The sequence below is a fragment of the uncultured Polaribacter sp. genome, from assembly GCF_947500975.1.
Lineage (GTDB): Bacteria > Bacteroidota > Bacteroidia > Flavobacteriales > Flavobacteriaceae > Polaribacter.
In genome coordinates, this window is sequence record NZ_CANMUE010000004.1 from 86,249 (window position 1) to 100,512 (window position 14,264).

Here is a 14,264-nt window from a genome sequence, read left to right on the forward strand (position 1 = left end):
AATTATATTTTATTTATTTTTTTTACTAAATTTTCAGATAAATTCAGCAACCATCTTACTTGTTCAAAAACCAATTGTGTTTCGTGTAAAGCAATTTTCATTTCATTAGAAATAGGAATTCCTTTTTTTATTTCTTTATCTCTAGTAGATGATAAATTTTTAAAATGATTTTCATAGTTTTTTTTGGCAACCTTTAATCCTTGTGTATCTATAGAGTTATTTGATTTTATATGGTTAGCACTGTCAATAACTCGCTCTAAATTGGTTAAAATATTGGTTGTATAAATGTCAAAATGTTCTGGAGCAATACCAGTTTCATTACTTCTAATATACATGCCTAAAGAAGTAAGTGAAGATAAAAAAGTGTTAGTTATAGTTACTAGTTCGTAAATTAAAGCACTGTTTTCTTGTTTAGATTTTGGTTCTTGTACCAATCTTTGATAAGCTGCATTTAAGTTACCTACTTTTAAAAACGTTTCTTTTCTTGCCAATCTATAAGCTAAAGAAATTTCTCCTTTTATATGATAGTAATTATTAATTTCTTTTAAAAAAGTAGAAAAACTTTCTGTCGAATCTTTTAAGAAATCTTTAATATTCTTAGCTTCCCAAGCTGGCCAAAACAAATAATTGCCTCCAAATGCTAAAAAGGCTCCAATTAAAGTATCGTAAACTCTAAATTGAATCACTTCTAAAATATTAGGATAAATTAAAGCATACATAAAAATTACATAAAGTGTAATAAATGTAGCGCCATTTCTATAGTTTTGCTTTATCAAAGAAAAACCTATTATTAAAGAGATAATAGCAATAGAAGCATAAATAATTGTGTTTTGTGTTATTAATACAATTGTAGCTCCAACAAAAGCACCAATAATTGTACCTAAAACCCTGTTTTTTGTTCGTTCTTTGGTTAAACTGTAACTAGGCCTCATAATTACAATTATAGTTAATAAAATCCAATAAGATTGTTGTAATTCGATTATGTTACCAATTAAATAACCAATTAATGTGGTAAGTGTTAACCGTAACGAATGCCTAAATATGGGAGATTTTATACTAAAATTAGCTTTTAATTTTTTAAGGTCATAATCTTGTGGGGTTATAAATTTTTCGGGGTTTTTGATTCCTATAATTTTATTGTTTTTAGAATAGTTATTTAATACCCTAACAATATCTACCAAGTTTTGTATTTGTTTTTCTTGATAGGTTTTATAATTTAATAACAGAATTACATCTTCTCTAGATTTTGGCAAACCTATTTGTAGTTCAAAAAGCTCTATTTGGTTTTTTATCTTTTTTAAAAGGATATCAAAACTTGTTGTAAATGTTAGCTTTTCTTCTTTTAAAATAACTTTAGAAATATGGTTTAATCTATTAGAAATTTCAAAAATTAGAACTTTAAAATCATCAATTTTTTCAGGATGACTTTCAAATAATTCATCGAACTTATCATAATTAACAGGATTAGATATGGCCAATTCATAAATTTCTAAAAGCTTAGAAAATATTAATTGGTGTCTTCTAATTCTATTGCTAAAACCTGTATTAGACCTTCTTTCTAAAATAACTTCCCTTAGGGTTTCATGCAGTTCATTAATTTCTATTTGAAGTTTAAAACTTGTTTCTAAAAGTTGAACTCTATCTTCTTTTTCTACTAATAATTCTCCTCTAATTTTTATAAATTCTGAAGTTTTTTCTAATAAATTAACAAACAAAAAATCGGTTTGTACTTGCGGAAAAATTAATTGGGTGCCAATCGTTAAAAGGGAGTACCAAATACCACCTAAAACAATATATAAAGAATGTTCAAAAATTGAGATTTCTGTACTATTGTATGCAAATGCTAAAACCAAAGCCAGTAAACCTGCTAAAGAAATTAAAGAAGCTCTAAAACCAAATACAGAAATATAAGAAACTGAAAATACAATGATTATCAATAAAACAATTAAAACAAGTGTATAGTTGATAGACAAACCGATTAATAAAGTTATGCTAAAAGCTAAAATTATAGAAGCCAAAAAACCATAAAACTTGTGTTTTAGACTACCACTAATGTCTGCAGGTACGGTTAGTATGGCGCCTAAAGCAATACTAAAACCAATATCCATACTACTAAAAAAATAGATGGATATAAAAACAGGAATAGCCATTGCTAATGCAACTAAAACTCCTTTTATAAATTGGATACTTTTAATGTATCTTATAAAAGCTTTAATCATACTTAGGTTTATACTGCAAATTTAAGAAGTATTTTTAGGTTAATTTATCTAGATTAGTTATTTAAAATAAAAAGTTTTTAATTATGTTTTTTCAATTCACAAAATAAAGGGTTTGTTTACTTTTGCTGTTATAAATTAAAATGAATTATGAGTTTACAACAAGATTTAGAAAATAGAAGTGGAAGTAAATGCGAGTTATGTGCGTCAACAAATAATTTATCAGTTTATGATGTAAAACCATCTATATCTGGTGGAGGTGGAGTTGATGGAAGTTTGTTGGCTTGTGAAACTTGTGTAAATCAAATTGATAATCTTGAAGAAGTTGACGCAAATCATTGGCGATGTTTAAACGATTCTATGTGGAGTGAGTACAGAGCTGTAAAAGTGGTTGCTTGGAGAATGTTGTCTCGTTTAAGAAATGAAGGTTGGCCAAAAGATTTGTTAGATATGATGTATTTAGAAGATGATGATTTGCGTTTTGCAAAAGAATCTGGAGATCATTTAGATGACAGTGAAAAGATTATTCACCGAGATGCAAACGGTGCAATTTTACAAGCAGGAGATTCTGTTGTTTTAATTAAAGATTTAAAAGTTAAAGGTTCTAGCATGGTTGCTAAACAAGGTACTGCTGTTAGAAGAATTTCTTTAGATCATGAAAATGCTAAGTATATAGAAGGTAAAGTTGGGCCAACTCAAATAGTAATTATCACAGATTATGTGAAGAAAATGGCTGAGAAAGAATAAAGTTTAAAAGAATACATTTTTATACTCCCAAAATATTTTAATAAACAAAATTGCAAACACAATAGAAATTGCAAACTTTATAGTTGTAGATGCTAAAAATCCAATAAAAGCACCATAAGATGCTTTTAAAGCTCTTTTAGTATCTTTTGAATCATAAAGTAATTCGCCAACAAACGCACCAAAAAAAGTTCCTAAAATCATACCAAAAGGTATGGGCGAAAACAATCCTACAAGTAAACCAATTGTAGTACCATAAACTCCATATTTTGTGCCACCAAATCGTTTTGTTCCAAAAGCGGGTATAAAATAATCCAAAACTAGAATTAAAATAGCTATAGCCAAAGTAATTACTAAAAAGGTATAATCTGTAGGAATTATTTTAGTCATGTATAAACACAATAAACCTAGCCAACCAGAAAAAGGTCCAGGCAATACTGGTAAAAAAGAACCAATAATTCCAATTATTACTAGTATAAAACCTAGTGTAAGTAAAAAAATATCCATAAAATTTAATTCTATTTCTGCAGTGTTAATCAGCAGTTTCATTATTAATTAGACGTTTTAAAGTTGTTTTTGTTACATTTTATTAACTAAAAAATTAGTTTAAACTAATTTTTTAGTTATATTTGTTTTATTAAACTAAAAAATTAGTTGAAAATATGAAAAAACAATTGACAAAAGCAGAAGAACAAATAATGCAAGTTTTATGGGATTTAAAGGAAACTTCTGTTAAAGAAGTTATAGAAAAATTACCCGAACCTAAACCTGCTTATAATACAGTTTCTACAATTATTAGAATTTTAGAAACTAAAGAATTTGTTGGGCATAAACCAAAAGGTAGAGGATATGTGTACTACCCAATAATAGATAAAGAAACATATAGTAACCAAAGTTTACATAAGCTAATGAACGGTTATTTTGATGGATCTTTTAAAAGTATGGTGTCATTTTTTGTAAAAGAAAATAAAATGGATATTTCTGAATTAGAATCTATTTTACAGGAAGTTAATAAAGGAAAGAAGTAAGACAGTATTTAGTTTGCAGTCTCAGTTTTCAGCATGCACTGTAGTCAGTTCGAGTGAATTTGTTAAGAAAAAACAAATTTGTATCGAGAACATTCAAAAATAAAAAACTATGATAAATTATATTTTACAAGTCATATTATTCCAAGTATTATTCTTGGCTGTTTATGATTTATTTTTAAGTAGAGAAACTTTTTTTACTAAAAACAGATTGTATTTAATATCTACGCCAATATTTTCTTTTTTGATTCCGTTTATAAAAATACCAACATTTCAAAAAGCAGTTTCGCAAGAATACATTGTTTATTTACCAGAGATATTTTTATCGCCAGAAAAAGTAATTAAACAAGCAATTGAAACAAATAATTTTAATCCGTCTGTAAATTATATCGGCATTTTATTTGGGGTAGGTTTTTTCATTTTTTTAGCAATTTTTATAGTCAAATTGAGTAAGGTTATCAACCTAATTATTAAAAATAATATTCTAAAAAAAGATTCTTATCAATTGGTGTTTTTACCAAAAGAAACTAAAGCATTCTCGTTTTTCAATTATATATTTTTAGGAAAAGACATTCCTGAATCTCAGCAAGAAAAAATCATACAACATGAATTAGTACACAGCAAACAAAAACATTCTTTGGATTTGTTATTCTTCGAATTTTTAAAAATAGTTATGTGGTTTAATCCTATGATAATTTTGTATCAAAAAAGAATTACGTTGCTTCATGAATACATTTCTGATAAGGTTGTTGCAAAATTAGAAACCAAAGAAACCTATATAAACAATTTACTATCCAACTTTTTTCAGGTTGAAAACATATCGTTTATCAATCAATTTTATAAACAAAGTTTAATTAAAAAAAGAATTATTATGATGACAAAGAAACAATCTAAGAAAATGAATCAGCTAAAATATTTAGTATTGATACCTGTATTAGCAAGCATGCTTTTTTATACATCTTGTTCTGAGAGTTCTTCAGAAGAAGTTATTGCTAAAAAAGAATTAACAACAATGTATATGCAGTTTGGTAAGGAAGAACTAAAAGAATCAAAAGGGGATAAAGAGGCGTATTTAGATTTTTATATGGGAACAGAACTCCCAAAATGGAAAGAAATTAGCTATAATGAATTAAGTAATAATGAAAAAAATGAATTTGATAATCATATTAGTAATTATAAAGAAAAAGAAAGTAGTTTCTATAATTCTTTAGATATTAGAATATATAAAGGTGATAATGGAAGAAATATTATCGCTAATATTATTGATTTTTCAAAAATGAAGCGTTTGGAAGAGCAAAAAATTGACGATAAAATTAAAGAGAATAATGAAGAGCTAACTGTGGTAGAAGAAGTTTCTTTTATGAAAATTGGTAAAGCACCAACCTTTCCTGGTTGTGAACCTGGTGATAAAAAATGTTTTTCAAAAAATATTCAAAAACATTTTACTAAAAACTTTGATTCTGAATTACCAAATACATTAGGTTTAGAATCAGGAAGAAAAAGGGTTTTTATTAGCTTTAAAATTGATAAACAAGGAAATGTTATTGATATTAAGGCGAGAGCACCTCATGAAGATATAAAGAACGAAGTTATTAGTGTTATGAGTTCTTTACCCAAAATGATACCTGGTGAAAATGAAGGTAAAAAGGTTTCTGTAAAATATGCAATACCTTTTACCCTTGTTGTTGAATAAAACAATTAAAATTTCTATGAAAAAGAACTTAATAATAGTATTATTATTTACAATGATAAAAGTTGAAGCGCAAACTTCAACTTTTACTGCTGTAGATAGTTTGTTTGCGAAAGGGAGATATAAAATTGCTTTATCAATTCTTGATCAAATGGGATCCAATTTTTTATCAAATTATAAAAAAGCAACTATTTATGAATCTATTGATGATTTTAAGAATGCTGCAAGTTTTTATGAAAAAGCGCTTACTTTTAAAGAAGATTATAAAACAAAATTAAAACTAGCAAAGAATTATAGATTACTAAAAAAGTCAATAAAAGCTATTAAAATTTATGAAAAAATTTTAGCTAAAGACTCCTTGAATTTGGTATTGAAATATCAATTAGGTAAATTATATATTATTAATAAAAAACCTAAGAAGGCCATAGCAACTTTTAAATATTTAATTGATAAAGATAAAACTAATGCTAATTACTCTTACTATTTAGGATTGTCTTATAAATTAGATGGACAAAGAGATCCAATGATTAATAGTTTAATTGACACTTATAAAAAAGACACTTTACATTTTAAAGCAATTACTAGATTGGCTACTTGTTTTCAAAAATTAAAAGACAAAGATTCTACACAATTATTTGTTAATAAAGGTTTGGCTTTGAATAAAAATCATGTCGATTTAAATAAGCTTAAGATCAATCAATTATTTAGAGATAAAAAATATATTGATGCAATTCCTCTGCTGTTAAATCTAGATACTATTAATAAGAACGATACTTATAATATGACTTTATTGGGCAAAGCTTACTATAATTTAGATAGCCTAAAAACAGCAAAAAAGTATTTTAAAAAATTGTCATTTTTAGATAAGAAAGATTTTAAAGCTAATACCTATTTAGGTCATATTGCAATGAAAGAAAAAGATTATAAAACTGCAAATTTCAATTACATGTTAGCTACATTTAAAGGAAAAGAAAAGAGAGATGAAGAATATTATGGTTTAGCAACTTTATATTATGAGACCAAAAAACCAAATAAAGCTATAAAATATTTTGAAAATGCTTATAAAGAAAACTCAAGAAATTATAGAGCTTTGTATCAGTTAGCAAAACTTTCTGATGATTATTACAAAGAAAAAAAGATAGCTTATAAATATTATAAAAAGTATGTAGACAATTTTATATCTAGAGATGCAAATACCACAGCATTTGTAAAAAATAGAATAAAAGAGATAAAGAAAGAGTATTTTTTAAGAGGAGAAAGTTTAAATTAAAAGTCATTATAATTTATAAATTATTAGTAAATTCGTGATTTTAAATAAAATACTTATTTGTAAAAAAAGCTAAAAATTATTATTTCTTTTTTTTACATACTAGTAAAATAGATAGTTCGTAAAATAAACAAACATTAAATTTATATTATATAAAAGTAAAAACATTATAAATAAAGATTAAGAAAAAATAAATTATTTAGAATACTTTTATCATTAGTTTTATGCTGTTTTTCCCTTTCTATGAATGATAAACTTCTAATCAACCAAATAAAAAGTAAAAATAAAATTGTTTTTAAAAATTGCTACGAGCTTTTTTTTAAAGATTTAGTTATACATGCTAATAAATTTTTATTTGATTATTCTTTAAGCGAAGATATTGTACAAGAAGTTTTTATTTATTTGTGGCAAAATTCTGATAGAATAGATATTAAGACCTCCTTTAAAGCATATTTGTATGCAATGGTAAGAAATAGAAGCTTAAACTATCTAAAGTCTATAAAAATTACCGACAAAAAACAATTTTTAGATCTCAGTAATTCAATTGTTAACGAAATAGAAATGTTTCCTATTTTAGAGGAAGAAGAAAATACAGCGTATCTTAAAATTTTGCAAGCTGTAGATAAAATGCCTTTAAAAATGCAAAAAATTTTTAAATTAAAATTTTTTGAAAATTATAAGTATTCAGAGATAGCTGAAGAACTTCAAATTTCTATAAACACTGTTAAAACTCAGCTTAAAAGAGCTAGAAGTTTTATTAATGAATCTTTATTGTTTTTGTTAATATTGTTATTTTATTGTTAGCTATTTTCGTTTTTTGTAAAGATTAATTCAAAAAAAATCTTTTTTTTGTCACCCTTTTTAACTTTTTAATTGTCTTTTTAAATGAAAGACGGTTTCTTACCTAAACTAATTTTAAAACGTTTTTTTTTCTTAAAATGGAATTTATATTAATTATAAAAAAAATTAATAATACTCTTTCTGAAAAAGAAAGTTTAGAATTTGATCAATGGTATTCAGAATCAAAGGAACATCAAAAATATTTTAATAATGTTAAAAATAACAAAGATTCTAAGACATATATTTTTGATAGTAAGAAACATTGGGGGGCTATAGAAAAGAGCACAAAAAACAAAATAAAGCCTTTATGGAAGTTCTACGGAGCTGTAGCAACAATAGCACTTTTATTATCAATAGCTAATCTTTCCGGGTTATTTGAGCAAAAAAATATAACACCAGAAATTTTCGGGAATAAAACTATTGAAAGTAAAACAATACTAACTTTAAGTAATGGTAAAGAAGTTGTTTTATCTACTGATAAAGTATTTGAAAATTCAAATATTAAAAGTAATGGTAAACATTTAGCTTACACATATACAGAAGAAAATGATTCTATTCACAAAGAGATAGAATATAATTATTTAACAACAAAACGAGGTTGCGAATTTTCATTAATCTTATCAGACGGAACCAAGGTTTGGTTAAATTCTGAGTCTAAGATAAAATACCCAGTTGCCTTTATAAAAGGTAAACCAAGAGAAGTAGAATTAATTTATGGAGAAGCATATTTTGAAGTTTCACCTAGTACAAAAAATAATGGAGCAGGCTTTAAAGTAATAAATGACTTCCAAAAAATAAGTGTATTAGGTACCCATTTTAATGTAAAAGCTTACCAAGAAGATAATGTTATAACAACTACTTTATTAGAAGGAAAAGTTTTGTTAAAAAACACAAGAAATGAGAAAATATATTTAAGTCCAAATCAACAAGTTGTTTTAAGTAAAAGTACCTCAAAAATAAAACTACAAGATGTAGAGGCTCAAGAAACTATTGCTTGGATTAGGGGGTATTTTAATTTTAACGACATAACTCTTAATGAAATTACAAAAGTTCTTTCTAGATGGTATGATGTAGATTTTTTAATTGAAGATAAAGAAGTAAAAGAATTAAAGTTTAACGGGGTACTTAGTAAAAAAGAAGAATTAGGGTTCATATTAAAAGCAATTTCAAATACTAGTAATTTAACTTATGAAAAACACAATAAAAAAATAAAAATTAAAAGATAAAAAAAAAGGAATCTGGTTTTATCCATTTCTCACAATATAAAAACCAGAATTCCCAAGATCATGCTTATTAGTAATCAATTAATCAATTAATCAAATTAAACATTTAACAAATTTATGGAAATTAAATTTATTAGCCATTTTTTCTTTTTTAAGAGAAAGCTATTAACTACAATTATGAGAACGTTCATTTATCTATTCTGTTCGATTTCTTTTGCACTCGTTTCAAATGAAGGAGTATCTCAAAATGCAAAAATTAAAATCGATTCAAATATTACAATATCTGTCGAAGAAGTTTTTAAACTTATAAAAAACCAGACTGATTATTTATTTGTTTATGAGAAACATTTATTTGAAAAACTACCTAAAGTTTCTTTGAATAAAGGTATAATCATTGTTAAGGATTTATTAGATTTAAGTTTAAAGAATAGTAATGTTGTTTATCTGTTTAATAGTAATGGATCTATATTACTTACAAAAAGTAAGGTTCAACAAAGAGTAAGTGGTATTTTGACTGATGTAAATAAAGTCCCCATTCCTGGAGCTTCTGTCAAAATTAAAGAGACCAATAAAGGGGTTCCTACAGATTTTGATGGTAAATATTCTATAAATGCTTCAAAAGGTGATGTTTTAGTTTTTCAATCTTTAGGGTTTGAAAAGAAAGAAGTATTAGTAGGAGATTCTCTTGTAATAAATGTAGTTTTAGCAGAATCTTCTGAGAATTTATCAGAAATTGTAATCACCACAGGGTATGATAAAATTAACAAGAAAAGTTTTACGGGAGCTGCAGCTACCATTAAAATGGAAGATGTTAAAATTGAAGGGGTTAATGACGTGAGTAGAATGCTAGAGGGTAAAATTGCAGGTGTAAACGTACAGAATATCACAGGTACTTTTGGTGCTGCACCTCAAATTACTATACGTGGTTCTTCATCTGTTTTTGGTAATAATAACCCATTGTATGTAATAGATGGTGTTGTACAAGAAGATATAATAGAACAAGATTTGGATGCTTTAACTTCTGGTGATGCTTCTACGTTAATTAGTTCTTCTATTGCTGGTGTAAATGCTACAGATATCGAAAAAATAGATATTTTAAAAGATGCTTCTGCAACTTCTATTTATGGAGCAAGAGCAAGAAATGGTGTTGTTGTGATTACAACAAAAAGTGGTAGAAAATCTACACCTTTAAAAGTTACTTATACTTTAGAGCAAACAGTTAGAGATATTCCTTCATATTCTCAATATGATATTTTGGATTCAAAAGAAACAATAAGTATTTTAGAAGGATTAAGAAGTCAAGGGTATTTAAGATTACCGGACGTAGGGAATGCAAGGTTTTCTGGAGTTTATGGTATTTTAGAAAAACAAATTAACAGTTATGCAAATGGTGGATTTGGAGTAGAAAATACACCAGAAGGAAGAAGTAGATTTTTACAAGATTATGAATTGGCAAATACAGATTGGTTTAAAACACTGTTTAGACAGTCTGTAATGCAAAACCATACATTAAATTTCGCTGGTGGTGGTGAAAGCAGTGCCTTTTATGCTTCTGTTGGTTTTTTACATGACCCTGGTTGGTCCATTTCTGATAAAGTTACTAGATTAACTACCAATTTAAAAAATACGTTCTATTTTTCAGATAAATTTAACCTTACACTTTCCTCAGTAGCTTCTGTAAGAACACAGAAAGCACCGGGTTCTTTTAATAGAGTTGCAAATGTTGTAGATGGGCAATTTAGTAGGGACTTTGATATTAATCCCTTTAGCTATAGTTTAAATACTTCAAGAGCTTTAAGACCAAGAGATAATAATGGAAATTTAGAATATTATACAAACAACTGGGCACAATTTAATATTTTGGAAGAGTTAGATAATAATACTCTAGATTTAAATGTAAAAGATTTACGTTTTCAAATAGATGCCTCTTATAAAATTACAGATAATTTAACATATGATTTAAATGCTTCTACAAGATATGTAAATAGTACTAGAGAGCATCAAATAAGAGAAAATTCTAATGTTGTTAGAGCATATAATGCAGATCAAACAACTGTAATTGCTAATGCAAATATTTTCTTATATAATGATCCTAATGATCCTGATGCAATACCAGTATCAGTTTTTCCTGAAGGTGGTTTGTATAGAAAAACTGATAACAATTTAACATCTTATTACGTAAGAAATAGTTTTTCATACAAAAAAAACTTTAAAGAAAAACATAATTTTGATGCAATTTTGGGGCAGGAATTAAGGTACGTAGATAGAAATTCTGAAAATTTTACTGGTTATGGTTTACAATACGAAAATGGTTTTGTGCCTTTTACAGATGCAAGATTATTAGAAAAAATTATTGCTGATGGAGGAAATTATTTTGGATTAGATAGAGAAAGAGAAAGAACTATCGCTGTTTTTGGTAGAACCACATATACTTATAACGATAAATATGTGTTTTCTTTAACTGGAAGATATGATGGTTCTAACAGACAAGGAAGAAGCACAAAATCTAGATGGTTACCAACTGGTACAATAAGTGCAAAATGGAATGCAACTAATGAAGATTTTATAAAAAACTCAGAAACAATAAATAATTTACAGTTTAGAGCTTCTTACGGTTTAAGTGCTTCACCTGGACCTGCAACGAATTCATTAGCAATTTTTAGAAGTGCTATTACAGATAGATTAACACCAACAGAAAGAGAAACCTATTTAAATATTGCAGATTTAGAAAATTCTGAATTAACATGGGAAAAGCAATATGAATTGAATGTTGGTGTAGATTTAGGTTTGTTTAATAACAGACTTCAATTAACAGCAGATGTTTACAAAAGAGATATTTTTGACAATATAGATAATGTAAGAACATCTGGTATTGGAGGTCAATTTATTAAACAAGGTAACAATTCTGATAGTGAAACAACTGGTGTTGAATTTGCAATTACCACAACAAATGTAAATACAGATGATTTTAGATGGTCTACTTCATTTAATTTTTCTGTTTTTGATCAAAAAATCACCAAGTTACAAAATGAGCCAAGAGTTATAGATATTGTTGGTTTACAAGGTGGTGCTGTAGAAGGATATCCAAACAATTCTTTATTTTCTTTTGAGTTTGATGGTTTAAATTCTGAAGGTATACCTACTTTCATATTACCAGAGGGTGATGACTCTACGACAGATGTAAATTTTCAGGATAGTGATGATATTACAGATTATTTAGTGTATAATGGTTCTGTATTACCAAATATTGCAGGTGGTTTAACAAACACTTTTACTTATAAAAATTGGGATTTGAATGTCTTAATTACTGGAGCAGGTGGAAATGTGGTAAGGTTAAGCCCTGCGTTAGATAATTTTTATTCTGGGACTAATGTATTTACAAAAAGTAGTATTAATAGATGGGTAATTCCTGGAGATGAAGATGTTACAAACATACCAAAGGTTGTGGATGTTAGAGATAATAACCTTTATAATGCATCAGATTTATCTAGAGCATACAACGCTTACAACTTTTCTGATGCAAGAGTTGCAGATGGAGATTTTTTAAGAATGAAAAGTATCTCTTTAGGATATAGTTTTAATCAAGAAGTTTTAGATAAATTAAGTCTTAACTTTTTAAAAATAAAATTACAGGGTACTAACCTATTTTTATTGTATTCAGATGATAGATTAAATGGTCAAGATCCAGAGTTTTATGGTACAGGTGGTGTGGCATTGCCTATAACAAGACAATTTACAATGTCATTAAATATCGGACTTTAAAAAATGAAAAAAATGAAAAAAAACTTATTAAAATTATTCACACTACTACTACTTACAACAGTTGTAAGTTGTGATGATTACTTATCTGAATTACCAGATAATAGAGCAGAGATTAATTCACCAGATAAAATTAGTGATTTAGTTACGGGTGCTTACCCTGAAGGAAATTACCAGTTAATGGCAGAAATAATGTCGGACAATGCAACATCAAGACAAAATATCAGAACTTATATTAATGTTTTATTGCATGAACAAATGTTTACTTGGGAAACTAGTTTAGATGACAATCAAGATACACCAACCAGTTATTGGTCAAATTGTTATGAAGCTATAGCGCAAGCAAACCAAGCACTAGAGTCTATAGAACTTTTAAAAGATGAATTTGATTTAGATGCACAAAAAGGAGAAGCTTTATTAGCTAGAGCGTATGCACATTTTATGTTGGTTAATTTTTGGGGAAAGCAGTATAATGAGACTACGTCTTCATCTGACTTAGGTGTACCTTATGTTTTAGAGCCTGAAAAGGAATTGATTAAAATATATAAAAGAAATACTGTAGAAGAAGTTTATGACTTGATAGAGAAAGATTTATTAGAAGGTATTTCTTTAGTTATAGATAGAGAGAATAATCCAAAGTATCATTTCTCTAAAGATGCAGCAAATGCATTTGCTGCAAGATTTTATCAATATAAAGGAGAATGGGATAAGGTGATTTTTTATGCAAATGCTTCTTTAACAAACCCAAGTTCTCAAGTGAGAGATTTACTGGCATATCAGAATTTATCTTACAGTGAAAGAACACTTCAATACAGTAACTCAATAGAAGATTCTAACATTTTATTAAACTCAACATCTTCTTGGTGGGCTAGAAATTTTTGGAGAACTAATTACGGTCTTTCTGAGTTAAATAGAGATGCTATTATAAACTCAGACAATCCATTTAATAAAGAATGGGCTTATGATGTATTTGGTAGTAATGAAGCTTATAATATACCTAAATTTGATGAATATTTTAAGATTACCAATGAATCTGCAGGTACAGGTTTTGGTTTTACAAATCAGGTTTTATTTGGTTATGATGAATTACTATTAAATAGAGCAGAAGCATATGCAATGAAAGAAGATTATGCAAATTGTTTAAAAGATTTAACAGATTTCCTAGCAAATAAAACAGAAGGATTCGATGAAACTACAGATGTTTTAACAGAAGATATGATTACAAATATGTTTCCTGTTATAGCAGATGAATTAACTCCTTTTTATGGTTTTATTAATGATAAACAAATATCTTTTATAAATTCAATTTTAAAATTTAGACAAAAAGAATTCTATCACGAAGGTTTAAGATGGTTTGACGTTAGAAGATTTAATATTGCTATTAAAAGATATTATAGAAAATTAGATATTGATATAGAATTAGAAAAAGAAGATTTAAGAAAACAATTACAGATACCAGAATCAGCAATTAATTTTGGTTTAACTCCAAACCCAAGATAA

10 protein-coding genes are annotated in these 14,264 nt (G+C 26.8%); 8 read left to right on the top strand and 2 right to left on the bottom strand.

Features of this window, described 5'->3' with window-relative positions; translation table 11 throughout:
- Positions 1–2 precede the first annotated feature (2 nt).
- A complete protein-coding gene (locus Q0733_RS05865) occupies positions 3–2,219 on the bottom strand; it encodes an FUSC family membrane protein (protein WP_298780103.1) in 2,217 nt (738 codons plus the stop codon).
- 147 nt (positions 2,220–2,366) lie between these two features.
- On the opposite strand from Q0733_RS05865, the gene Q0733_RS05870 reads away from it, so the two are divergent.
- Complete coding sequence (locus Q0733_RS05870; protein WP_298780106.1) at positions 2,367–2,963, top strand: alkylphosphonate utilization protein; 597 nt, start codon at positions 2,367–2,369, stop codon at positions 2,961–2,963.
- 3 nt (positions 2,964–2,966) lie between these two features.
- Here Q0733_RS05870 and Q0733_RS05875 read toward each other — a convergent pair whose 3' ends face one another.
- A complete protein-coding gene (locus tag Q0733_RS05875; RefSeq protein WP_367276293.1) occupies positions 2,967–3,509 on the bottom strand; it encodes a DUF456 domain-containing protein in 543 nt (180 codons plus the stop codon).
- 113 nt (positions 3,510–3,622) lie between these two features.
- Between Q0733_RS05875 and Q0733_RS05880 the strand changes: the two genes are divergently transcribed.
- From Q0733_RS05880 to Q0733_RS05910, 7 genes are all read left to right on the top strand, one after another.
- Complete coding sequence (locus Q0733_RS05880) at positions 3,623–3,988, top strand: BlaI/MecI/CopY family transcriptional regulator (RefSeq protein ID WP_298780108.1); 366 nt, start codon at positions 3,623–3,625, stop codon at positions 3,986–3,988.
- 109 nt (positions 3,989–4,097) lie between these two features.
- A complete protein-coding gene (locus tag Q0733_RS05885; RefSeq protein WP_298780111.1) occupies positions 4,098–5,678 on the top strand; it encodes a M56 family metallopeptidase in 1,581 nt (526 codons plus the stop codon).
- A 16-nt stretch (positions 5,679–5,694) separates the two neighbouring features.
- A complete protein-coding gene (locus tag Q0733_RS05890; RefSeq protein ID WP_298780113.1) occupies positions 5,695–6,945 on the top strand; it encodes a tetratricopeptide repeat protein in 1,251 nt (416 codons plus the stop codon).
- Positions 6,946–7,185: 240 nt separating this feature from the next.
- Positions 7,186–7,746, top strand: a complete 561-nt coding sequence (locus Q0733_RS05895) for an RNA polymerase sigma factor (RefSeq protein WP_298780116.1) — start codon at positions 7,186–7,188, stop codon at positions 7,744–7,746.
- A 134-nt stretch (positions 7,747–7,880) separates the two neighbouring features.
- Positions 7,881–9,008, top strand: coding sequence for a FecR family protein (locus tag Q0733_RS05900; RefSeq protein WP_298780118.1), 1,128 nt, complete (start codon positions 7,881–7,883; stop codon positions 9,006–9,008).
- 174 nt (positions 9,009–9,182) lie between these two features.
- On the top strand, positions 9,183–12,767 hold the full coding sequence (locus Q0733_RS05905; RefSeq protein WP_298780120.1) for a SusC/RagA family TonB-linked outer membrane protein: 3,585 nt from the start codon (positions 9,183–9,185) through the stop codon (positions 12,765–12,767).
- 12 nt (positions 12,768–12,779) lie between these two features.
- Positions 12,780–14,264, top strand: coding sequence for a RagB/SusD family nutrient uptake outer membrane protein (locus Q0733_RS05910; protein ID WP_298780123.1), 1,485 nt, complete (start codon positions 12,780–12,782; stop codon positions 14,262–14,264).